This window comes from Pseudomonas sp. KNUC1026 (assembly GCF_021650705.1).
Classification (GTDB): Bacteria; Pseudomonadota; Gammaproteobacteria; order Pseudomonadales; family Pseudomonadaceae; genus Aquipseudomonas.
Genome location: NZ_CP087138.1, coordinates 841,188 through 865,101, shown reverse-complemented (window position 1 = coordinate 865,101; position 23,914 = coordinate 841,188). Strand labels below are relative to the sequence as shown.

14 protein-coding genes, 1 tRNA gene and 7 pseudogenes are annotated in these 23,914 nt (G+C 63.3%); 16 read left to right on the top strand and 6 right to left on the bottom strand.

Annotated elements, in window-relative coordinates; translation table 11 throughout:
• Positions 1–105: 105 nt before the first annotated feature.
• A pseudogene (locus LN139_RS03690) lies at positions 106–2,231 on the bottom strand (methyl-accepting chemotaxis protein).
• Between the two features lie 189 nt (positions 2,232–2,420).
• Between LN139_RS03690 and hutU the strand changes: the two are divergent.
• From hutU to hutG, 4 genes and pseudogenes are all read left to right on the top strand, one after another.
• Positions 2,421–4,079: pseudogene (gene hutU / locus LN139_RS03685) on the top strand (urocanate hydratase); the annotation flags it as partial.
• A gap of 137 nt (positions 4,080–4,216) precedes the next feature.
• Positions 4,217–5,580, top strand: a pseudogene (locus LN139_RS03680) (purine-cytosine permease family protein); the annotation flags it as partial.
• 21 nt (positions 5,581–5,601) lie between these two features.
• On the top strand, positions 5,602–6,807 hold the full coding sequence (hutI, locus tag LN139_RS03675; protein ID WP_236360258.1) for an imidazolonepropionase: 1,206 nt from the start codon (positions 5,602–5,604) through the stop codon (positions 6,805–6,807).
• Positions 6,800–7,603 (top strand): N-formylglutamate deformylase, encoded by an 804-nt coding sequence (gene hutG / locus LN139_RS03670; RefSeq protein ID WP_236358761.1) that lies wholly within the window; start codon positions 6,800–6,802, stop codon positions 7,601–7,603. The genes hutI and hutG overlap by 8 nt, the downstream gene beginning before the upstream one ends.
• Positions 7,604–7,645: 42 nt before the next feature.
• Here hutG and LN139_RS03665 read toward each other — a convergent pair whose 3' ends face one another.
• The gene (locus tag LN139_RS03665; protein ID WP_236358759.1) at positions 7,646–9,004 is read right to left on the bottom strand and encodes a formimidoylglutamate deiminase; all 1,359 of its coding nucleotides are present in this window, start codon (positions 9,002–9,004) and stop codon (positions 7,646–7,648) included.
• Between the two features lie 92 nt (positions 9,005–9,096).
• Between LN139_RS03665 and hutC the strand changes: the two are divergent.
• The 12 genes and pseudogenes from hutC (at position 9,097) to LN139_RS03610 (ending at position 21,193) form a co-directional block, all read left to right on the top strand.
• A pseudogene (gene hutC, locus LN139_RS03660) lies at positions 9,097–9,838 on the top strand (histidine utilization repressor).
• A complete protein-coding gene (locus LN139_RS24680; protein WP_268944813.1) occupies positions 9,835–10,128 on the top strand; it encodes a HutD/Ves family protein in 294 nt (97 codons plus the stop codon). Before hutC ends, LN139_RS24680 begins: the two are co-directional and overlap by 4 nt.
• Positions 10,129–10,135: 7 nt before the next feature.
• Positions 10,136–10,423 carry a HutD family protein gene (locus LN139_RS24675; RefSeq protein WP_268944812.1) on the top strand — a complete coding sequence of 96 codons (288 nt, stop codon included), beginning with the start codon at positions 10,136–10,138 and terminating at the stop codon, positions 10,421–10,423.
• Between the two features lie 257 nt (positions 10,424–10,680).
• A complete protein-coding gene (locus LN139_RS03650; protein ID WP_236358757.1) occupies positions 10,681–10,854 on the top strand; it encodes a hypothetical protein in 174 nt (57 codons plus the stop codon).
• Positions 10,854–11,528: a transporter substrate-binding domain-containing protein gene (locus tag LN139_RS03645; RefSeq protein WP_236358755.1), complete on the top strand. Its 675-nt coding sequence runs from the start codon at positions 10,854–10,856 to the stop codon at positions 11,526–11,528. The genes LN139_RS03650 and LN139_RS03645 overlap by 1 nt, the downstream gene beginning before the upstream one ends.
• Positions 11,529–11,647: 119 nt before the next feature.
• Positions 11,648–12,307: an ABC transporter permease gene (locus tag LN139_RS03640; protein WP_236358753.1), complete on the top strand. Its 660-nt coding sequence runs from the start codon at positions 11,648–11,650 to the stop codon at positions 12,305–12,307.
• Between the two features lie 55 nt (positions 12,308–12,362).
• Positions 12,363–13,049, top strand: coding sequence for an ABC transporter permease (locus tag LN139_RS03635; protein WP_236360256.1), 687 nt, complete (start codon positions 12,363–12,365; stop codon positions 13,047–13,049).
• A gap of 20 nt (positions 13,050–13,069) precedes the next feature.
• A pseudogene (locus LN139_RS03630) lies at positions 13,070–13,862 on the top strand (ABC transporter ATP-binding protein).
• A complete protein-coding gene (locus tag LN139_RS03625; RefSeq protein ID WP_442964378.1) occupies positions 13,862–15,382 on the top strand; it encodes an HAL/PAL/TAL family ammonia-lyase in 1,521 nt (506 codons plus the stop codon). The pseudogene LN139_RS03630 and the gene LN139_RS03625 overlap by 1 nt, the downstream one beginning before the upstream one ends.
• Before the next feature lie 115 nt (positions 15,383–15,497).
• A complete protein-coding gene (locus LN139_RS03620) occupies positions 15,498–17,141 on the top strand; it encodes a methyl-accepting chemotaxis protein (RefSeq protein ID WP_442964377.1) in 1,644 nt (547 codons plus the stop codon).
• 177 nt (positions 17,142–17,318) lie between these two features.
• Positions 17,319–17,585: a hypothetical protein gene (locus tag LN139_RS03615; RefSeq protein ID WP_236358749.1), complete on the top strand. Its 267-nt coding sequence runs from the start codon at positions 17,319–17,321 to the stop codon at positions 17,583–17,585.
• Between the two features lie 437 nt (positions 17,586–18,022).
• Entirely contained in the window at positions 18,023–21,193 is a 3,171-nt protein-coding gene (locus LN139_RS03610; protein WP_236358747.1) for a hypothetical protein, read from the top strand.
• Positions 21,194–21,451: 258 nt separating this feature from the next.
• Here the strand turns inward: LN139_RS03610 and LN139_RS03600 are convergent.
• The 4 genes and pseudogenes from LN139_RS03600 to ybgF all read right to left on the bottom strand — a co-directional run bounded on the left by LN139_RS03600 (position 21,452) and on the right by ybgF (position 23,912).
• Positions 21,452–21,527 (bottom strand) — tRNA-Lys (locus LN139_RS03600).
• A 61-nt stretch (positions 21,528–21,588) separates the two neighbouring features.
• The gene (gene queC / locus LN139_RS03595; protein ID WP_236358745.1) at positions 21,589–22,263 is read right to left on the bottom strand and encodes a 7-cyano-7-deazaguanine synthase QueC; all 675 of its coding nucleotides are present in this window, start codon (positions 22,261–22,263) and stop codon (positions 21,589–21,591) included.
• Between the two features lie 13 nt (positions 22,264–22,276).
• Positions 22,277–22,923: pseudogene (queE, locus tag LN139_RS03590) on the bottom strand (7-carboxy-7-deazaguanine synthase QueE).
• Positions 22,924–23,083: 160 nt separating this feature from the next.
• A pseudogene (gene ybgF, locus LN139_RS03585) lies at positions 23,084–23,912 on the bottom strand (tol-pal system protein YbgF).
• Positions 23,913–23,914: the final 2 nt, after the last annotated feature.

Sequence of the window (23,914 nt, the reverse complement as noted above, 5' to 3'; positions counted from 1 at the left end):
GTACGAAACGATGCTAGACGTCGCAATCGTTTTGCCGTTAGCCCAAAACGGCATGGTCGAGAAGAGAGCGAGCAGAGAGGCGCGGTCGCTACGCTCTGGTGGCCCCTACACTTTGAAACGTGCTGCCAGCTGGCGCTGCCGCTCGGCCAGCTCGCTCAACTGGTGGCCGGCCTGAGATGCCTGATCGGCCTGGCCATGCACAGCGTGAGCCGCCTGGCCGATGTTCACGACATTGCGATTGATGTCCTCGGCAACGGCGCTCTGCTCCTCGGCAGCGCTGGCGATCTGCAAGTTCATCTCGGTGATTTCCTCAACAGCCCTGGAGATCGCCTCCAGCGCGTGGCTGGCGGCCTGGGTCTGCTCGACCTGATTGGCGGTCTGCGCGCGGCTGTCGTGCATCAGCTCGACGGTCTGGCGGGTGCCGTTCTGCAGGCGCTGGATCATGGTCTGGATCTCGCCGGTGGCAACCTGCGTCTTCATCGCCAGGCTCCTCACCTCATCGGCAACCACGGCAAAACCGCGGCCCTGTTCACCCGCCCTCGCCGCCTCGATGGCGGCATCGAGGGCCAGCAGGTTGGTTTGCCCGGCAATGCTGTTGATGGTGGTGAGGATGGAGCCGATGTTTTCGCTGTCTTCGGCGACCGAGCGCACCTGCTCGACCGCGCGTTCGATTTCCTCGGCAAGCGTGGTGCAACCCTGCACGTTCTGCTGCACGACGCGCTGGCCGTGCTCGACGGCGGTGTCAGCCTGGGTCGCTGCCTGGGCTGCGCGGCCGGCATTGCCGGCAACGTCCTGGGCGGTGGCGGTCATCTCCTGCATGGCGGTCGCCACCTGGTCGATCTCCTGCAACTGGTGCTGCACTCCGTCGCGTGTGCGCTGGGCGATCTGGTGAGGTGTGGGTGGAGGCAACGTTCACCTCGCGCACCGAGTTCACCAGTTGGCCGATCAAGCCCTGCAGGGACGCCAGGAACGCATTGAAGCCTGTGGCGATGGCGCCCAGTTCGTCACGGCGGTCGATGGCCAGGCGCTGGGTCAGGTCGCCGTCACCCTTGGCGATGTCATCGAGCATCGCCACCATTTGCCGCAACGGCCGGGCGATGCGCAGGCTCACGCCCACAACAGCAGCAGGCCGCCACCGGCGACCACCAGGGCCACCAACACCATGCCGAAGACATCGGCACGCCGCCGCTCGCCCAGGGCGCTTTGCAACTTGTGCAGGTCGCTCAGTACTGCGGCCTGAGGCAATTGGATGACCAGCGTCCAGGTGGTGGCGTCGTCACCGATGCGCAACGGCAGGTAGACCTGATAGAGCCCGCGCTGCTCATCGAAGCGGCGGGTCACGCCGTCACCGAGGCTGGCCAGGCGGTCGACCGCAGCGCCGAGCACCTGGGCGGCCGGCTTGCCCAGCACGGCCGCGTCGCGGGTGTAGGCCACCAGTGTGCCTTGGCTTGCGACCAGCGCCATGCTGCCGGCGCCCTGGTAAAGCTGCGCGTTGGCCTGTTGCAGTTGCGCCTGGATGAACGCCAGGGAGATGTCGGCACCGACCACACCCTTGAACGCGCCGTCCACCAGGATCGGCACGTTGAACGAGGACATCAGCACTTTTTCGCCATTCATGTCGTAAGGCGCGGGGTCGACGACGCAGGGCTTAAGGCGCTGCCGAGGGCACAGGTAGTATTCCCCTCGCGCACGCCGGTGGGCAGGATGGCCTGGCTTTCCATGGTCGGGCCGAGCGGCTCGACTTTCAGGCCCCCTTCGGGCTTGCGGTACCACCACGGCATGAAGCGGCCGCTGGCATCGTAGCCTTCCTCCGTGCGGCCGGCGTATCGAGCGTCCTGGCCGTCGAAGGCATTGGGTTCCCAGCCGGCATAGACGTCGAGCAAACCGGGATTGTCCAGCAGCACCTGCTGGAGCAGGTTGGAGATCGCTTCGCGGTCCAGAGGCACGTGCCGCTGCGCCGACGCATCGCTTTGGGCATTGAGCTGGGCTATGCCGCGGGCGAGGGTCAGCGGCAATTCCAGTTTCTGCTTCAGGGTGCCGGCGATGGCCTGGGCCTGCGCATCCAGGCGTGCCTGCGCTGCCTTTCCCGCCAGCTCAGTGGTGTGCGCATCGACCAATACCTGGGTGCGCATGCCGGCAAACAGCGCATAACCCACAAGCGCGACGATGATCGCCAGGATGCAGCTGCCTGCAAGCAGCGTAATGGTCGTACGGACTGAACGCATGGACATCGGGTCATGCTCCAACAAATTGAGTAATGAAGGCTATCGGCCATAACTGCGTTCCCGTGAGCGACGGTACGTTCTGGATGCGACGCTTTCAGTGCTGGCTGCGCATTTTTTGTTGTTGCTGGTGTGGTGTTTCTATCTATACTTGTATATACATGCTTCGTCATACCACCCTTGCCCGCAGGATCCACCATGACCGACTCCACTCGCCATCGCTCGATCACCATCCGCGCGCCCCGTGGCACGCAGCTCAACGCCCGCAGCTGGTTCACCGAAGCGCCGCTGCGCATGCTGATGAACAACCTGGACCCGGAAGTCGCGGAAAACCCCGAGGCGCTGGTGGTCTATGGCGGCATCGGCCGGGCTGCGCGCAACTGGGAGTGCTACGACGCCATCGTCGCCAGCCTCAAGGCACTGGGAGACGACGAAACGCTGCTGGTGCAGTCGGGCAAGCCGGTGGGTGTGTTCAAAACCCACAGCAACGCGCCCCGCGTGCTGATCGCCAACTCCAACCTGGTGCCTCACTGGGCCACCTGGGAGCATTTCAACGAGCTGGACGCCAAAGGCCTGGCCATGTACGGCCAGATGACTGCCGGCAGCTGGATCTACATCGGCAGCCAGGGCATCGTCCAGGGTACCTACGAAACCTTCGTCGAAGCAGGCCGCCAGCACTTTGAAGGCAACCTGCGCGGGCGTTGGGTGCTGACCGCAGGCCTGGGCGGCATGGGCGGCGCGCAACCGCTGGCCGCGACCCTGGCCGGTGCATGCTCGCTGAACATCGAATGCCAGCAAAGCCGCATCGATTTCCGCCTGAAAACCCGCTACGTCGACGAGCAGGCCAAGGACCTCGACGACGCCCTCGCCCGCCTCGACAAATACACCGCCGAGGGCCGCGCGGTGTCCATCGCCCTGCTGGGCAACGCTGCGCAGGTGCTGCCGGAGCTGGTGCGCCGTGGCGTGCGCCCGGACATGGTCACCGACCAGACCAGCGCCCACGACCCCCTCAATGGCTACCTGCCGGCGGGCTGGAGCTGGGAGGAATACCGCGCCCGCGCGCTCACCGAGCCGGCGGTTGTGGTGAAGGCGGCCAAGGCGTCGATGGCCGAGCACGTACGCGCCATGCTCGACTTCCAGCGCCAGGGTGTGCCCACCTTCGACTACGGCAACAACATCCGCCAGATGGCCAAGGAAGAAGGCGTGACCGATGCCTTCGCCTTCCCGGGCTTTGTGCCAGCCTACATCCGGCCGCTGTTCTGCCGTGGCATCGGGCCGTTCCGCTGGGCGGCACTCTCTGGCGAGGCCGAGGACATCTATCGCACCGACGCCAAGGTCAAGGAGCTCATCCCAGACGACGCGCACCTGCACAACTGGCTCGACATGGCCCGCGAACGCATCGCCTTCCAGGGCCTGCCGGCGCGTATCTGCTGGGTAGGCCTGGGCCTGCGCGCCAAGCTGGGCCTGGCGTTCAACGAGATGGTGCGCACCGGCGAGCTGAGCGCGCCGATCGTGATTGGCCGTGACCACCTGGATTCGGGCTCCGTGGCCAGCCCCAACCGCGAAACCGAGGCCATGCGCGATGGCTCCGATGCGGTGTCCGACTGGCCGCTGCTCAACGCCCTGCTCAACACCGCCAGCGGTGCGACCTGGGTGTCGCTGCACCACGGTGGCGGGGTGGGCATGGGCTTCTCGCAGCACTCAGGCATGGTGATCGTGTGCGACGGCTCCGACGAGGCGGCCGAGCGTATCGCCCGCGTGCTCACCAACGACCCGGCCACCGGGGTGATGCGCCATGCCGATGCCGGTTACGACATCGCTATCGAGTGCGCGCGCGAGCAGGGCCTGAACCTGCCGACTGATCACCGGCCGCTAAGCCACTGGATCGGCGCGGCAGTGGCTTGCCGTGCTCCCTTGCCTCGCCTCCCCTGGCCGCCCCCTCAGGCGCTGGGGCGAGGCCGTCATTGCGCAGGCCCTTTCATGCCAGAGTCTGAATCTCTCCGCAGTCGCCGCTGATCGAGCGGCGTTCCATCGACTACATCCCTGACGCCGAGCGCCATGGCCGGCTGTACAGCCAGTTCACCCTGTGGCTGGGCGCCAATTTGCAGATCACCGCCATCGTCACTGGCGCCCTGGCGGTGGTGCTGGGTGGCGACGTCTATTGGTCGCTGTGGGGGTTGCTGCTTGGGCAACTGCTGGGCGGCGCGGTGATGGCGTTGCACGCAGCCCAAGGCCCGCAACTGGGCCTGCCGCAGATGATCTCGAGCCGAGTGCAGTTCGGCGTGCAGGGCGCCGCCGTGCCGCTGGTGCTGGTGTGCCTGATGTACCTGGGTTTCACCGCCACCGGCACGGTGCTCTCCGGGCAGGCGCTCGGGCAGTTGTTCGGCGTCAGTGACAGTGTCGGCATCCTGCTGTTCGCGGCGGTCATCGTGCTGGTGACGGTGCTGGGCTACCGCGCCATTCACCTGCTTGGGCGGGTGGCGAGCGTGCTGGGCATCATCGCCTTCTGCTACCTCTTCAGCCGTGTGTTCAGCGTCGGCGATGTGCCGGCGCTGTTGCAGGTTCGCCACTTCAGCTGGAGCGGATTTCTGCTGGCGGTATCGTTGGCCGCCTCCTGGCAGATCGCCTACGGGCCGTACGTGGCCGACTATTCGCGCTACCTGCCGGCCAGCACCTCATCGCTCAAGACTTTCCTGGCGGTGGGTGCAGGCTCGGTGCTGGGCGCGCAGGCGGCCATGGTGCTGGGTGTTTCGCAGCCGCGATGGCGGGCGGGCAATTCATGGGGCACGAGGTGGCCTTCATCGTTGGCCTGGGCGGTGCCGGCGCCACGGCGGCATTGCTGTATTTCACCATCGCCTTCGGCAAGGTGACCATCTCCACGCTCAACTCCTACGGAAGCTTCATGTGCATCGCCACCTTGATCAGCGGCTTTGGCGGCGAGCTCAAGGTCAGCCCACGGCAGCGGCTGCTGTTCGTGCTCGGCATCGTCGGCACGGCCACGCTGATCGCGCTGCTGGGGCAAGGTGCATTCCTGCTGGCGTTCAAGTCGTTCATCCTGTTCCTGCTGACGTTCTTCACGCCGTGGAGTGCGATCAACCTGGTGCACTATTACTTCATCTCCCATGAACGGTGCGACCTGAAAGCACTGGCCGACCCCAACGGGCGCTACGGGCGCTGGAACCGAACCGGGCTTGCGGTCTACGCCTTCGGCGTGCTGGTTCAATTGCCGTTCCTGTCGACCAAGCTCTACACCGGGCCGCTGGTGGCAGCCTTGGGCGGTGTCGACATTTCCTGGATCATCGGGCTGGTGCTGCCCGCGCTGCTTTACTGGTTGCTCGCCAGGCGCCGCGTGGCCCGGCCTACTCGACGAGGGCACCCCATGAAACTCTGGTACAACTGCCACGCCGCCACGATGGCAGGTGGCACCTACAGCATCATCGAAGGCGCCGCGCTGCTGGTCGATGGCGAGCGCCTGCACTGGGTCGGCCCGCTGGCCGAACTGCCTGAGGTGGCGATCAACGAACGCCATGACCTGGCCGGTGCCTGGGTCACGCCCGGGTTGATCGACTGCCACACCCACCTGGTGTTCGGCGGGGACCGCAGCGGCGAGTTCGAACAACGGCTGCAAGGGGTGAGCTACGCGCAGATCGCCGCTGCCGGTGGCGGCATCGCCAGCAGCGTGCGCGCCACCCGCGCGGCGAGCGAGGCCGAACTGCTCGAAAGCGCGCTGCGCCGCGCCCGCCCACTGCTCGCTGAAGGCGTCACGGTGCTGGAGGTGAAATCCGGCTACGGCCTGGACCTTGCCAGCGAACGCAAGATGCTGCGTGTCGCTCGCCGGCTGGGCGAAGTGCTGCCGGTCACTGTATGCACCACCTGCCTTGCCGCCCATGCCCTGCCCCCGGAATTCACCGGGCGGCCCGACGACTACATCACTGCCATTTGCGACGACTGGCTGCCGCAACTGGCTGCCGAAGGGCTGGTCGATGCGGTGGATGCCTTCTGCGAGCACCTGGCGTTCACACCGGCGCAGGTGGAGCGGGTTTTCCAGGTGGCCACGCGGCTCGGCCTGCCGGTCAAGCTGCATGCCGAGCAGTTGTCGGTGCAGCATGGTGCGGCACTGGCCGCCCGCTATGGAGCGCTGTCGGCCGACCATCTGGAATACCTGGTCGAAGAAGACGTGGTAGCCATGGCGGGCGCCGGGACTGTGGCGGTGCTGCTGCCGGGCGCCTTCCTCACCCTGCGTGAAACGAAACTGCCGCCGATGGAAGCGCTACGTGCCCACCGCGTGCCGATTGCCCTGTCGACCGATGCCAACCCGGGCACTTCGCCAGTGTTGTCGCTGCGGCTGATGCTCAACCTGGGCTGCACGCTGTTCGGCATGACGCCCGAAGAAGCGCTCGCCGGCGTTACCCGGCATGCCGCCCAGGCGCTGGGCCTGGCCGAGCACTACGGCAGCCTGGAAGCGGGCAAGTATGCCGACTTCATCGCCTGGGACATCAACCGCCCTGCCGAGCTGGCCTACTGGCTGGGCGGGCAACTCCAAACTCGTATCTTCCGCCATGGCAAGGAACTCACCCATGTCTGACGCCCTGCGTTTCACCCAAGGCCAGGTGCCACTTCTGATCAGCATGCCGCACCCCGGCACGCGCCTGACGCCTGTGATCGAGCGGGCGCTGGTCCCCGGAGGCCATGCCCTGCCCGACACCGACTGGCATATCCCTCGGCTGTATGAAATGGCAAGCGCCCTGGGCACCAGCTGCCTTGAGGCCACCTACTCGCGCTACGTGATCGACCTGAATCGGCCGGACGACGACGTGCCGCTCTACAGCGGCGCCACGACCGGGCTGTTCACCGAGGTGCTGTTCGACGGCAGCCCACTCTTTCAGGAAGGCCAGGTGCCGGATGCTGCTGCACGCAAGCAAGCGTTGGAGAACATCTGGCGGCCTTACCATCTGGCGTTGAAGCAAGAGCTGCAGCGCCTGCGTGAAACGTTCGGCTATGCCCTGCTGTGGGATGCTCACTCGATCTGCTCGCGGGTGCCACGGCTGTTCGAGGGGCAGTTGCCGGACCTGAACTTCGGCACCTTCGACGGCGCCAGCTGCGATCCGGAACTGGCCAGCCGCCTGCAATCGGTCGCCGCCGATCAACAGGGGCTGACCTACGTATTCAATGGCCGCTTCAAGGGCGGCTACATCACTCGCCAGTACGGTGCGCCCAGCGAAAACATCCACGCCGTGCAACTGGAACTGGCGCAACGCACCTACATGGACGAGGCGCCACCGTTCGGCTATCGGCAGGACCTCGCCCAGCCGACCCAGGCGGTGTTGCAACGCTTGCTGGAAGCCACCCTGGCCTGGGGCCGCGAGCGTTACGGCCGTTGACCGAAGCAGGCCCCGATAAACCCGGGGCCGGCGATTCGAAACTCAGGCGAGCAGCGTGTTGAGCACCTTGGCAAATTCGGTAGCGCTGGCTGCTTCGTCACGATGGCGGCCCGCTTGCACCACCCAGCGCCCGCCCACCATCACATCGCGCACCTGGCGATCACCACCGGCGAACAGCCAACGGTTGAGTACCGACTCGGCGGGTACGCTGCTCAGATAGGGATCGGCACCGTCCAGCACCACCCAGTCGGCACGCTGGCCCACGCTCAATGCGCCCACAGGCTGGCCCAGCGCTGCAGCGCCGCCGTGCAGCGCTTGCTCATACAGGTGCTGCCCAACGTTGCGCTGCTGCGCGCCCACCAGGCGATTGCGCTGCTGATCGCGCAGGCGCTGGCCGTATTCGAGCCAACGCAGCTCTTCGGCGGGGCTGACGCTGACGTGGCTGTCCGAACCGATGCCGAAGCGGCCGCCGGCTGCCAGAAAGTCCGTCGCCGGGAACAGGCCGTCGCCCAAGTTGGCCTCGGTCGTCAGGCATAGCCCGGCAACCGCGCGGCTTTGCGCCATCAGGGCAACTTCATGGGGCTCGGCATGCGTTGCGTGCACCAGGCACCAACGCTCATCCACCGCCACCTGGTCGTAGAGCCACTCGATCGGCCGCCGGCCGCTCCAGGCCAGGCAGTCGTTGACCTCTTTCTGCTGTTCAGCGATGTGGATATGCACGGGCCAGCGGGCGTCAGTGGCGCCAAGCACTGTGGTGAGCTGCTCGGCGCTGACGGCGCGCAGGGAGTGAAAGCACAGGCCCAGGCGCTGGGTGTCGTCGAGCGTGGCCGCCAACTGTGGCAGCAGCGAGAGGTAGCTGTCGGTGCTGTTGATGAACCGGCGTTGGCCTTCGGAGGGGGCGGCAGCGCCGAAGCCGCTGTAGCTGTAGAGCACCGGCAGCAGCGTCAGGCCAATGCCGGCGCTGCAAGCGGCTTGAGCAATGCGCCCGCCCAGCTCGGCAGGGTTGGCATAAGGCACACCCTGGGGGTCGTTGTGGACGTAATGGAACTCGGCAACGCTGGTGTAGCCGGCCTTGAGCATCTCGATGTAGAGCTGGCGGGCGACCACCTCGAGGTGTTCGGGCTCAAGCCGGCCGACCATGCGGTACATCAGGTCGCGCCAGGTCCAGAAGCTGTCCTGGGTTGCCCCCGCCACCTCGGCGAGGCCCGCCATGGCGCGCTGGAAGGCATGCGAGTGCAGGTTGGGCATGCCCGGCACCACCGGGCCCTGGAGCAGTTCGGCGCCGCTTGGTGTGCTGCCGCGCTGCACGCTGTGCAGGTACCCACGCGCATCGACCTCGAATCGAACGTTTTCAGCCCACCCCTCAGGCAATAACGCCCTTGCAGCAAAGAAAATCGGCATAATCCAACCACACTGGCCCCATTGATATGTATATACATATACAGACGTAAGGGGATGCCGTAAACTGTTCTTCGTCTTTTCGAGGGCTTCTCATGCCGTCATCACCACTTACCGTGCCATCGAACAAGGGCGCTCCGGCTCCCTTCTACGAGCAGGTCAAGCAGCTCATCCTGAACCAGATCCACTCCGGCGCCTGGCCACCCCACCAGAAGATACCGTCAGAAGCCGAGCTGGTCGCTCAGTTGGGCTTCAGCCGCATGACCGTACACCGCGCGCTGCGTGAGTTGACCAGTGACGGGCTGCTGGTGCGGATGCAGGGCGTTGGCACTTTCGTTGCCGAGCCCAAGGGCCAGGCAGCACTGTTCGAAGTCCATAACATCGCCGACGAGATCGCCTCGCGCGGCCATGAGCACCGGCTCGAAGTCATCTGGCTGAAAAGCGAAACGGCCAACGGCGAGCAATCGGTAGCCTTGGGCGTGCGTGAAGGCCAGCCGGTCTTCCATTCGCTGATCGTGCATTTCGAAAACGACGTGCCAGTGCAGATCGAGGACCGCTACGTGAACCCTGCCGTGGCGCCGCATTATCTGGAACAGGATTTCAGCCTTGAAACTCCCTACCTCTGATCTGAACAGGCTTGCCCCGCTGACCGAAGGCGAGCATGTGGTCGAGGCGGTGCTGGCTTCGCGTGAGGAGCAGCAGTTGCTGAACATCCCCGCTGAAGAACCCTGCCTGATGATCCGCCGGCGCACCTGGTCGGGGCGGCGCGCAGTCACCAGTGCCCGGCTGCTTTACCCTGGCAGCCGCTACCGGCTGGAGGGGCACTTCGGCTCATGAGCGCATTCACGCTACTGCCGGCCGCGCAGCACCGGCGCATGCTCTGGCGCAACTGCCTGGGCAGCACGCTGGAGATCGCGCGGGATACCCCCGCGGCCGCCGAGGATTGGAACTGGCGGGTTTCCCTGGCCGATGTCGCGCAATCCGGAGCCTTCTCACCGTTCCCCGGCATGACGCGCATCATCAGCGTGATCGAAGGGGCCGGGATGGTGCTGAACATAGAAGGCGCCCCCGACCCCGAAGCTTGGCTGCTGGGAAGCATTCGTTTTCTCCGGCGACGCTCAGGTTGACTGCCAGTTGCTTGACGGGCCTATCCGCGACTTCAACCTCATCTACCGCGCCGACCGCTACCAGGCAGCCTTGAGCTGGCTGCACATCGAAGGCCAACTGCAGGTAGACGCCGCGCCGTCCTGCATTGCGTTTTGCGCCCAGGGAGCCCTGGCCGTTCACGCGGGGCATGAGCACGCAACACTTGGCACACTCGATGCCTTGCGTATCGAAGCCGGCCATACACCGCCCGTGCTTCACCTGCGAGGCGACGCGCAGGTGTGCCTGATCAGGCTCCAGCCATTGGGGCCTACCTGAGAATGGGTGACGGGCGTGTTACCAAAGGTATCCAAGCGCCCGGCCTGGCTTTCGAAGCGCAACGCTCCGAATCGGTGCAGCACCCTGCACAATTGCCTCTTCCAGAGGCAAAAACCCCTGGCAATAGCGCTCTGGCACCTTCTGAAACCCAATAAACCCTGATCGAAACGATGTGGCCTTATATTTGCTTATGGTTGTACATACATGTTTGTGTAACCAACATCATCGGTATCTATAGACAGCGCTGAGGAGCAATGATGGGACAGACGCGACGTTTGAGTGCACTGGCGGCCGGCATGGCTTTGCTGCTGGCAGGCGGCCTGGTACACGCCAAGGAGTGGACCAGTGTGAAGATCGCCACCGAAGGCGCCTATGAACCCTGGAACCTCACGCTGCCAGGCGGCAAGCTGGGGGGTTCGAACCTGAACTGATGGACAAGCTTTGCCAGAAAATGCAGCTCAGATGCGAGTACGTCGTGCAGAACTGGGATGGCATGATCGCCAGCCTCAATGCCGGCAAGGTCGATGTGCTGATGGACGCCATCGTGGTGACCGATGAGCGCAAACAGGCGGTGGCCTTCTCTGTGCCTTACGCCCGTACGCCCGCCAGCTTCGCCGCGCTCAAGGCCGGCTTGCTGCCCGGCGAACCCGGCCCCAAAGGCGTGCGCACCCTGAGCACCCAGGCCAACGAGATCGCCGCAGGCGTCGCCGACCTGCAAAAGGCGCTGGCCGGCAAAACCATCGGTATCGCTTCCGGCACCGTCTATACCGGGTTCATCGATACTTACTTCGGCAAGGTCGCCACCGTGCGCGAATACACCACCTCCGCCGAGGCGGTGCTGGACCTGACCGCCGGGCGCATCGATGCGGTGTTCGACGACGTCACCTTTCTCAATTCCATCATGGCCCAGCCCGGCAACCAGCAGGTGGCATTCACCGGGCCGGAGCTGGCCGGGCCGATCTGGGGCGATGGCGAGGCGCTGGCCTTCCGCCAACGTGATCCGGAGCTCAAGGCCAGGTTCGACGAAGCGCTCAAGGCCGCCATCGCCGATGGCACCGTGAAGCAGCTCAGCGAGAAATGGTTCAAGGTCGACCTGACGCCTTGACTCCCAGGCGAGGCGGCCACGCCCGCCTCGCCCTCTCCCACGTGTGGATTGCCTGATGAATTTCCTGACACTTCTGAGTTTTGGCGAAGGTGGCTGGGGCGCCTCTCTCGATCGCGGCCATGGGCACTACCTTGCTGGTGACCCTCAGCGCGCTGCTGATCGGCGCTGTGTTCGGCGCGTTGGTGGCCAGCGCCAAGCTGTCCTCGAAACGCTCGCTGCGGCTGCTGGGCGAAAGCTATTCGATCCTGTTCCGCGGCGTGCCGGAGCTGCTGATCATCTACCTGTTCTTCTTTGGCGGCGCCAGCCTGGTGACCGCCATTGGCTACTGGTTCGGTGGCGAAGGGTACATCGACCTGCCGCCGTTCTGGGTCGGTGCGCTCACCGTCGGGTTGATCTCAGGCTCTTATCAAGCCGAAGTCTATCGTGGCGCCTACCTGGCCATCGCACCGGGCGAGTTCGAGGCCGGCAAGGCGATCGGCATGTCGCGCTCGCTGCTGCTGCGGCGCATCGTCATCCCGCTGGTGTGGCGCTTCGCCCTGCCGGGCCTGGGCAACGTCTGGCAAATGAGCCTGAAAGACTCGGCGCTGGTGTCGGTCATCGGGCTGGTGGAGCTGATGCGCGCCAGCCAGGTGGCCGCAGGCTCCACTCGCCAGTACTTCACTTTCTACATCATCGCCGGGGTGGGCTATCTGCTGCTCACCGGCCTTTCGAGCCGGCTGTTCCAGATCGCCGAAGCGCGGGTGCAACGCACCCACCGGCCGCTGCAGCACGGAGCCTGACCCATGCCTGATTTTGCCTTTCTCGCCGACGTCATGACGCGGCTGCTGAGCGGCGCTGCCGACCACTCTGGCGCTGTTCGGCCTGTCGCTGGTCTGCGGCATCCTGCTGGCGCTGCTGGTGGTCACTCTCAGAGTCAGCTCCAGGCCCTGGTTCAGCGTGCCGGCACGCGGCTACATCGCGCTGTTTCGTGGCACGCCCCTGCTGGTGCAGATGTTTTTGATCTACTACGGCCTGGGCCAGCTCAGCGCGGTGCGTGAAAGCTTTGCCTGGCCGCTGCTGCGCTCGCCGTTCGGCTGCGCGGTGCTGTCACTGGCTCTGTGCACCGCTGCCTATACCGCAGAGATCATCCGCGGTGGCCTGCTCGCGGTGCCGCGTGGCCAGGTCGAGGCGGCGCTGGCAGTGGGCATGACGCGCTGGCAGGTGCTGCGCAGTGTCATCGCACCGGTCACCTTGCGCCAGGCGCTGCCGGCCTACTCCACCGAGGCGATCCTGCTGGTGAAGTCGACCGCGCTGGCCAGCCTGGTCACGGTCTGGGACGTCACCGGGGTGGCGCAGCAGATCATCCAGCGCACCTACCGCACCATGGAGGTGTTCGTCTGCGCCGCGGCCATCTACCTGGTGCTCAACTTCCTGCTGGTGCGCATCGTGGCCTGGCTGGAGCGCAAGCTGGCGCCGCCGCGCCGGGTTCCGCCCGCCTCCCAGGCCAGCGCATCCAACGCCCAACCTTCCGCCGATCTGTGATTTGCCTCTGGAGCTTCTTGATGAGTCAGCAAGCCGCCGCGACGCTCGTCGTCAACGATATTCGCAAGGCCTTCGGCAGCCTGGAGGTGCTCAAGGGCCTCTCGCTCCAGGCGCACTCGGGCGACGTGATCTCCATCCTCGGCGCCAGCGGCTCGGGCAAGAGCACCTTCCTGCGCTGCATCAACCTGCTGGAGATGCCCGACCACGGCAGCATCAGCCTGGAAGGCCAGGCCATCGGCCTGAGCCGCCAGCGTGACGGTGCGCTCAAGGCCACCGATCAGAAGCAGGTCGAATGGCTGCGCACCCGCCTGGGCATGGTGTTTCAAAGCTTCAACCTGTGGTCGCATCGCAGCGTGCTGGAGAATGTCATGGAAGGGCCGCTGCGGGTGCTCAAGCGCTCACCCGCCGAATGCCGCGAGCAGGCGGAGCGCCTGCTGCAGCGGGTCGGCCTCTGATGAGCGGCGCGACTACTACCCGGCGCACCTCTCCGGCGGCCAGCAGCAACGGGTGGCCATCGCCCGGGCACTGGCCATGGAGCCCGGTGCGCTGCTGTTCGACGAGCCCACTTCGGCGCTCGACCCTGAGCTGGTCGGCGAAGTGCTCAAGGTGATGCGCTCGCTGGCCGATGAGGGCATGACCATGCTGGTGGTAACCCACGAGATGGGCTTTGCTCGGCATGTGTCGAACCGCGTGGTGTTCATGCACCAGGGCCAGATCGACGCTCAAGGCACGCCGGATGAATTGTTCGAGGGCTTGCCGACAGAACGTTTCCGTCAATTCGTTTCAAGCCATCAACTGCGGAGCGGCGAGTGATGCCCATGACCCAAGCCTCCCCTCCCCTCGTTTCCGTGGCCACTGTCGTGCGGGGCGATGTTTCCCTGACCTGGCGGGAAATCGTCTCCGTCGCCCGTAACGGTGCCCCACTGGAGCTGAGCGAACAGATCTGGCAGCGCATCGAAAGCGCCCGCGCGATCGTCGATGGCCTGGTCGCCCGCGGCGAGCGCGCCTACGGCATCAGCACGGGCCTCGGCGCCTTGTGCGACGTGCTGCTGGAAGGCCCGCAACTGGCGGAGCTGTCGCGCAATACCTTGCTCAGCCACGCCTGTGGCGTCGGCGAGCCGCTCCCCGACGAGCAGACACGCGCCATCATCTGCGTCGCCATCAACAACTACGCCCACGGTTATTCGGGCATCAGCCCAGGTGTGGTGCGAGCGCTGCTGGCGCTGCTGAATCTCGGGATCACCCCGCTGGTGCCTCGTGACGGCTCAGTCGGCTACCTCACCCACATGGCGCACGTTGGCGTGGCACTGCTGGGGCTGGGCGAAGTGCGCTGGGGCGGCCGCATCATCAGTGCCAGCGACGCCCTGCAAACCGCGCAACTGCCGCCCCTGGTGCTGGGTGCCAAGGATGGCCTCAGCCTGGTCAATGGCACGCCCTGCATGACCGGCCTCACCAGCCTGGCGCTGGCCGATGCCTACAACCTGGTGGAATGGGCCGACTGCATCGGTGCGATGAGTTTCGAGGCGCTCGGCGGGCAGATCGCCGCCTTCGATGCGCAGGTCCTGGCGCTCAAGCCTCACCCCGGCATGCAACAGGTGGGCGAGAACCTGCGCGCCTTGCTCGCCAACAGCGAAGTGGTCGAAGGCTTCAAAGGCATACGCACCCAGGACGCCTTGAGCATCCGCTCCATCCCGCAGGTACACGGCGCCTGCCGCGATCAGCTCGAACACGCAGCACGGCAGGTCGACCTGGAGCTGGCGGGCGCCACGGACAATCCGTTGGTGCTGAGCACGCCAGAGGGTTACCGGGTGGTGTCCCAGGCCAATCCACACGGCGAGTCGGTCGCCATGGCAGCCGACCTGCTGGCCATCGCCCTGGTAGAACTGGGCGGCATCGCCGAGCGGCGCCTGGACCGTTTGGTGAACCCGTTGGTCAGCGGCCTGCCGCCTTTTCTCGTGGCGCACCCGGGCGTGAACTCCGGCATGATGATCGCCCAATACGTGGCGGCCTCCCACGCCGGTGAAAACCGCCAGCTCGCGCAACCTGCGGTGGTCGAAAACTTCGTCACCTCCGCCTTGCAGGAAGACCACCTGAGCATGGGAACGGGCGCTGCACTCAAGCTGCTACGAGTGATCGAAAACACCACGCGCATCCTGGCCATCGAGTACCTGCTGGCGGCGCAGGCATTCGAGTTCCTCAAGGCGCGCCGGTTTGGTGACGGCACCGCGCTGGCCTGGCAGCGTTTGCGAGTGGTGGTGCCGCCTTATGAGCAGGACCGCTGGCTGGCGCCGGACATTTCCAAGGCGGTTGAGGTGTTGCGTGGGCGCGCATAGCGGCTGAGCCGCGCCCAACCGTTACGCGCTGCAACCCAGCAAAGTGACCAGCCGTCTTTCAGATAGCGCAAGACATGCCGATAACCTCTGACACGCTCAATGAGCACCCAGCGGTATGCATCGGAGCATCGCCATGAACCTGCGCTTACTCAACATCGCGCCCCGCGCGGCTTTGTGTTTCGGCCTTATCACACTGCTGGTGATCGCTCTGGGCGGCTTCGCCTACGTCCAGCTCGGCAAACTTCGTACTACCGAGCAGGACATCGAGAAAAACTGGCTAGTGAGTGTGCAAGCCGCCGATGACCTGCAGATTGCGTTGCTCAGCGCCCGCCTGGAAAGCATTCGACTACTGGCAACCTCGAATCCTCAAGAACAGGCAGTTGCTTTGCAGCAATTGGACGCGGCCAAGCAGATACTCAATGAGAGGACCGATTTCTACCGCCAGAATCTGATTTCAGATCCACAAGAGCGCGCTCGATTCGAAGCGGTACTCCCGGTGATGAACAGCTATCTGCAGGGGCTGCAAAAAATAATCGACCTCAATGCTGCTCAGCATGAGCAGGCCGTGACCTTTGCCAACACCGAACAGCGTGATCGAGCCGCCAGCTACCAGGCCAAGCTGACCGAACTGCGCCGGTACAATACCGATGGCGCCGCCGCATCCGGCATCACTGCAAGCGAGGTGTATGCCCATAGCATCACGATCGTCGACGGGGTCGTACTCGCCGCCCTGGTGCTCACGCTGTTGCTGGCGACTTTGCTGACCCGCAGCATCGTTCAGCCGATTGGCGCCTCGTTGAAACTGGCCGAGGAAATCGCCGCAGGCGACCTGCGTTTGAGCCTGGAGGTCAAGGGCAACGATGAGTCGGCCCGCCTGATGCGCGCCCTCAACACCATGCAGGGCAACCTGCGCAGCACCATCGGGCAGATCTCCGACGCCTCAGCGCAGCTCAGCTCTGCCGCCGTGGAGATGACCTCCATCACCGAAAGCGCCAGCCGCACCCTGCAGCAGCAGAACAGCGAGATCGAGCAGGCCGCAACAGCCGTCAACCAGATGAGCGCCGCCGTTGACGAAGTGGCGCGCAACGCCACATCCACCTCCGAAGCCGCCAAGGATTCCACCCGAGCCGCCGCCACCGGCAACCAGAAAGTCGGCGAAACCCTGCACGCCATGCGCAGCCTCACCGGCCGGGTAGAGATGACTTCCGAGCAGGTCCAGGGCCTGGCCGATCAGGTACAGGACATCAGCAAGGTACTGGGGGTCATCCGCACTATCGCCGAACAGACCAACCTGCTGGCGTTGAACGCTGCCATCGAAGCGGCTCGCGCCGGCGAGCAGGGCCGTGGCTTTGCGGTGGTGGCCGACGAAGTCCGTGCCCTGGCCCACCGCACGCAGGTCTCCACCCAGGAGATCGACAAGATGATCTCCAACATCCAGGCAGGCACCTCGCAGGTGGTCGAGTCGATGAAGAGCAGCACTGCCCAAGTGCATGACACCCAGCGCACCGCCGATGAGGCCGGGGCGTCGCTTCAGGCCATCGCTGACTCGGTGCAACTGATCGATGACCGCAACCACCAGATCGCTACGGCGTCGGAAGAGCAGGCGCATGTGGCCCGAGAGGTGGATCGGGCGCTGGTGAGCATCCGCAACCTGGCCCTGCAGAGCAGTGAAGGCACTCAGCAGACGCTGGTCGCCAGCAACGAGCTGTCACAACTGGCGGTGAACCTGAACCAGATGGTGACTCGCTTCAAGACCTGAAGCCGGGTATCAGCAGCCATCGGGCCTTTTGCTCAAGTGGACGCGGGCGAGTTGGCTCACATTTGAAGAGCAGATTTATTAGCGTGGGGGTATCTGGCGTACTTTATCGGATTGAACAGCAAACCAATCAGAGAGAAGGCACAATGACATCACTCTAGACTATTTGCTCTAAAATCCATGAATGATTACGACGCGCGCCACCTCCGTTTGCTGGATATCATCAAAACCAGACGCTGGAGCGATCTAAAGCTTGAAGACATCGAAGAAATTCGCGTCTTGATCGCCTGCAAATATCTGGTCCTGGACGAGCACCATGGGCGTGCGCCCACGGTGGCATTCAATCCGGATGGGCGCCATTATCATCGAAGTCTCAGACTGCTCGCCGAGGGGTATGCTCGGCAGTCTGGATCATCCCCTGAACGCAATTGCAGCCTCGCCCAGTGAGGCACCCTCCCCGCCAGCCACTTTGCGGGCACCTGCTTTTTTCGAGCGTCAATTCTGGACGCTGTCCGTAATTGGCAGAAGCTCAGCCAAACACATACCGCAGTCCATTTGCCGCAGAGGCCGACCCCTGCGTCATGATCGGCGTTGGCGGATAGCTCTGTCACTATGGTTTGGCTGGCAGGCTCATTGCGGTGTTCAAAACGCCTGGTTCAGTACAGAGCCTGATGTTGTGAATTGTTGTGAAGCGTTCACGGATTAGCCAAATACGCGTGCTAAGCTCCCGCACGCTGCATTTCGTAATATTTATGCGCAGCGGCCGCCCACCAAGGTCGCACTCTTGTTATTCATTGAACAGCCTCGGGTTAATTAACCAGGAAGTTGCGCGGCCGTGCGCGTTCATATAGTTGCCGGCGGTGCCCTGCATAAGGAGAATAACCATGGTATCGAAAGTCGAAACGACACCAAAGGACAACACGGTCAACAACAACAAAAGCAACGTTGCTGCCTGGGAACGCTCCGTTAAAAATGCATCCGCACCCAAGGATGAGTTGGGTAAAGGCCAAAAGCGCCCGGAGGGTGATACCCGTTCCGCTCAGCAGATCATCGATGACACGCCACTGCTTGCACGATTGGGCAACCAGAGTGGGGTCAAGGACAACCTCAAAAAACAGGTTGGCGACTTCGAGAAAGATGCAGACGCCGCCTACCGCGCCTCCAAGGTGCTGGAGCATGTCGAATACGTCGATGAAAACGGCAAACTGACCACCGGCGAAAACGTCGGCAACAATAGCATCGACGGCTTCACCAAAGACGGCGAGGCCCGGCACGGCACCGAGGCCGGCCGCCTGCAGGATTTCGGCAAGTATGGCTATTCGAGCCTGCGCGGCGAGGTGGTGAAGTCAGACCTGGGCGAGAAACAAAAACGCCCCGACGGCGACACACGCTCAGCCCAAGAGATCATCGATGCCACGCCGCTGCTGAAAAACCTGGGCAACCAGAGCCATGTGAAAGACAACCTCAAAAAGCAGGTGGGCGATTTCGAGCACGATGCCGACGCTGCCTACCGCGCCAGCCAGGTGCTGGAGCACGTGGTCAGCCTCGATGAAAACGGCAAACTGCTGACCGGCTACGATGCCCGCAACAAAGACAACGACAGCATCGACGGTTTCACCAAAGACAAGGAAGCCCGCCACGGCACCGAGGCCGGGCGTTTGCAGGATTTCGGCAAGTACGGCTACTCGAGCCTCAAGGGCGACCTGATGCACGTGAAAGACGCCACACATACCGACAAGGCCGCACCGCCCGACGAGCCAAAGGATGTGCAGGCCCTGCGCGACAAGTACAACATCCCCACCTTCGGCGCCGAAGGCTTGATGGACATGGAGTTGCCCAACGACAAGACGGTCGGCGGGCAAACCGCTGAGAACTTTGTCCAGGGCATCCGCGATGACATCAAGAGCGGCAAATTGGCCGAAGATTCGGACGAGGCCAAGCTCGTCAAGCTGATGGACGCCCAGGCAGCACTGGACAATGGCTATGACCTGTACGGCTATGCCGAGAGCATCAACCTGGGCAGCGGCACTTATCGCGAAACGGACAAAGACCCGACCAAATTGACCGGCAATGACGTTAAGGAGTTGGTCGACGAGGATAAACTCGCGAAGGAAATTTCCGAACTGATGGGCAAGGAAGGTATAAAGGGCCGTTACGACGCGGAACTCCAGAAGAGTGTCAGTAGTTTGTCGAAAGATCGACTGGACGAAGTTCGTGAACAAGTGTTCCCTGCGTTGTTCAAAGAGGGTACACGCGAGGCCAACCTCGACTTCGAAAACTATGTGATCGCCATGAATGATTCAGGCGACCCAAAGAAATCGGAAATCGCCGAGTTGGACGTCGACCGCTATTTCGAGTCGCTGCGCATTCTTGAACCTGACAGCTACACCGCACGCCGTCAGACATTCGACCAGAACATGATGACGCACCAGCTCGACACCTACATGGAAAACCCCGACAAGGTGTCGCCGGAGAACACCGAAAGCGGGTTGAAAGCCACCTTCACAATGGTCAAAGGGGGGATCAACGCCGCCCTGGGCGGGCTGGACAAGGGCGATAAAGCCTACGACATGTACAAGAAAATGAAGGATGAGATCGACATCCTCGATGGCCATATCAAAGGGCTTACCCCGGCCGAAAACCAGAAGATCGCAGCGGCCATACGCCAAGCGGCGGCCAGCGGCGATCCGAAAGCCATCGACAAAGTGGTCGATAACCAACTCAAAGGGCTAGGTGCCAACCGCGAGGCGACCGCCGGCTCCTTGAAGCAACTGCTTCACACCGCCAGCTCCACCGGCGGCCTCAGTGCCATGGCAGGCACCATGAGCCTGGTCAGCGGCGCCCTGCAGCTGGCCAATGGCGGCGGCAACATGACCGACGACCAGAAGATCGCTGCTGCCAAGGATCTGGTGTCTGGTCTGAGCTTCACCAACGACTTCCTCAAGTTCGGTTCGAACATCGTGGAAACCCTGGGGGGCCGCAAGACCTACGACCCTGCCGTGGACACCGACGGCAAAGGCCCACCCAAAATCAAAGCCACACAATGGCTCGGCCTGCTCGATGAGAACCTGCCGGATATCTGGGGCAAGAAAACTGCCGAAAAATCCGACGCACTGGCAGCCTCGATCAGCACCCGGGTCAAAGAGGCCTCCGAAACCCTGGATAAGCTCGATGTCGGCAACCTGTCGGCCGACGAGGCCAAGGAATACGACAAAGCCGCCAAAGCTTTGGGCGAACAGATGGGCGTCAAGAACATCCCCGGCAGCGGCAGCCCAGCGTCGAAGTCCGAGATCGCCATCGCCTCCGGGCGCTCTTTCCTGCGTTTCATGGCCGGTTCCGGCCTGGACCTGACCGGCGGCGTGATGGATATCGTCTCCGGTGCGCGCAAGCTTAAAAATGCCAAGACTGCACTTGAGAAAACCGACGCCGCCTTCACGATCGGCGGCGGTGCATCCGGCACCGGCATGGCGATTGCTAATACCATCTCGATGTTCGCTCCCAAAGGGGCGCACCTGGCTGGGAAACTGGCCGGCGACGTTGCCGCAACGGTGGTACGCGGGCTCGCTATTGGCGCCCGCATTGCAGGGCCGGTGTTCGCCGTGGCCGGTGTGATCTTCGGCGTAGCTGGCACCCTGATCGCCGAGGCGGTCGAGCACGCCAAACTACAAAAGCTCACCGACTCCCAAGGCAAGTTCTTCAAGGACCTCGCCGACGCTGGCGTAACCAAGGACGACTGGGGCGACAAGCTCGAGTACGCGCGCTATGCCAGCTACATGTACGGCGGCCGCGACACGCCGGGCGACAAGTCGATGTTCGAGTACCAGGCGGACGAGTGGAAACACTTCAAGGAAACCGAAGGCAAAAAGGTAGCTCCCTGGCACGGCTGGCGCCCTGACCTGCACAAGGACGGCGACCCTGAAAGCAAGAACCTGTGGGAGAAATTCCTAGCAGGTGGCACCACCTCCAGCGGGCCGCATGGCAGCGTCAGGCACACCGACGACTGGCGGCCCTGGGGCAGCACCGACATGGAGACGGGGAGCAAGCGAACGGCGTGAGGTCACGCCAGCAGTGATCGGCGCAGGTTTGTGCCAGTGGGTGGGTGCACCAGCGCGCTGCACATACCCACTGGAGCATGTTTTGTGGCACGGAGAATCATCGAGCGGATGTTCGGCCGGCTAAAAGATAATCGTTGGATTGGAGCACGCTATGACGAGCTGGCGGAAAGCTTTGCGCTGAGGTTTCGCGGCAGACGGCTGCTAGCCAGCATGAGAGAAATGCCAGAACCCTCCGCAAGGAGGGTTCCAGTCAATGTATGGTGGGTCGTGTAGGATTCGAACCTACGACCAATTGGTTAAAAGCCAACTGCTCTACCAACTGAGCTAACGACCCTCTTGGTGGCGTGCATGATACTGATTTTTAAGCAGTATTCAATACCCCCACCTTTAAAAAATCAAAAATAGCGGGTTGGGTCTGGCACACCGGCAGCGGCAAACCCTTCGGCACGCAGGCGGCAACTGTCGCACTTGCCGCAGGCACGGCCGTCGTCATCCGCGAGGTAGCACGAGACGGTCAGGCTGTAGTCCACGCCATGGCCGGTGCCGGCGCGGACGATGTCAGCCTTGCTCATCATCTGCAGCGGGGCCTTGATACGGAAGCCGTTGCCCTCCACACCGGCTTTGGTCGCAAGGTTCGCCAGGCGCTCGAAAGCTTCGACGAATTCAGGCCGGCAGTCGGGGTAGCCGGAGTAATCCACGGCATTCACGCCGATGAAAATGTCCTGTGCCTCCAGTACCTCGGCCCATCCCAACGCGAGGGAGAGAAACACGGTATTGCGTGCGGGGACGTAAGTGACCGGGATGCCCTCGGTTGGGCTTTGCGGCACATCGATGCTGCTGTCGGTGAGCGCCGAGCCGCCGATGCCATTGAGGTCCAGGCCGATCACCTTGTGCTCGATCACACCCAGGTCTCTCGCGACGCGGGCGGCGGCGTTCAATTCGGCGCGGTGGCGCTGGCCGTAATCGAAGCTCATGGTATAGCAGCTGTAGCCCTCGGCTTTGGCCATGGCGACGACCGTAGCCGAATCCAGGCCGCCCGACAGCAGAATCACCGCTTTTTTCTCGTTCATGGCAAGGCTCTCCTCAACGGCCAGGTTCGTCGTTCCAAAGGATCTTGTGCAGTTGCAATTGCATGCGCACTGGAAGGTTGTCGCTCACCAGCCAGTCGGCCAGGTCACGCCCTTTGAGCTCGCTGGCGCTGGGCGAAAAAGCACCTCGCCCGCGCGCTGTTCCAGACGGTATTCGATCAGCTTGCTCACGGCCCAATCGTAGTCACCCCGCGAACACAGCACGAACTTCACCTGATCATTAGGCGTGAGCAAGGCCAGGTTTTCGTAGCGATTACGGTGCGACTCTTTCGAGTCCGGAGTTTTGAGGTCGACCACACGGCTAACGCGTGAATCCACCGCGCTGATGTCCAGGGCCCCGCTGGTTTCCAGAGACACCTCGTAACCCGCATCACACAGGCGTTCGAGCAAGGGATGCACGTTGGGCTGGGCAAGGGGCTCGCCGCCGGTTACGCACACATAGCGAGGCCGATAGCTGGCGACCTGATCCAGGATGTCGTCGAGCGTGCGCTGCGTACCGCCGGTGAAGGCGTAGGCGCTGTCACAGTATTGGCACCGCAAGGGGCAGCCGGTCAGGCGTACGAACACAGTAGGCAAACCACTGGTCCGAGCCTCCCCCTGCAGTGAGAAGAAGACTTCGGTAATGCGTAATGTTTTTTGCATGCTCGCCACGGGCGTAACGGCTAAACAGGCCATCCGCCTCCGTTAGCACCCACCACGAACCCGCTAGAGCGCGATTCCTGGGGGCTGGATAAAAGGGGCGCTGATTCTAACGAAAAAACCCGCGGCAAGCGCGGGTTTCTTCGTGAAAGGTCACTGGGGTTCACATACGCTGGATATCACGCTGCGCCAATTGCGCGGCGGAAGTACCGGGATACTGGCTGATCACTTGTTGAAGAATAGGCTTTACCCGATCGGTATGGCCGAGCCGGCGTTCGACATCAGCCAGCTTGTAAAGCGAGTCAGGCACCTTGGGGTGCTTGGGGTACAGCTGGCTTACCTTGGCGAAAGCCTGACCTGCTCCCTGCAGGTCGCCCTTGGCAAGGTTCACTTCACCCAACCAGTACTGGGCGTTGCCGGCGTACTGGCTCTGCGGGTAACGGCGCAAGAAGGCGCTGAACGCCTGGCTGGCCTTGTCGAAGTCCTTGGCCTTGATCAGGTCGAAGGCGGCATCGTAGTAAAGCTTTTCCTTGGCAGGGTCACCAGGCTCGGTACCTGCGGCGGGTTGCTGAGAGGCTTGGGTATCGCCTGCAGCGGCGCCCCCGGCGTTCGAAGCGCCGTTGGCGGAAGAATTGTCGGCTGGCGCGGCCTGCTGTGCAGGAGCACCGGAACCAATACGGCTGTCCAGGTCTTTGTAACGATCCAATGCATCTTGTTTCATCTGCTGGATCTGGTTTTGCTGGACTTCTACCTGACCGCGCAAACGCGCGATGTCTTCCTGCATTTGCTGCAACTGCATGAACAACTCACCCTGCGCGGAAACAGGGGCCTGTTGGGCCCCCGTTCCGGCATAAGCGCCGCTCGTGCCGTAACCGGAAGGTGGATTCGCTGCTGCCATAGTTATTGGCACCATCAACCACGGGAACCGCCGCCATTGCCGAAAGAGGCAAGGACAACGCCAAAGCAGTTACTACAGAGCGGCACTTTCGCATGG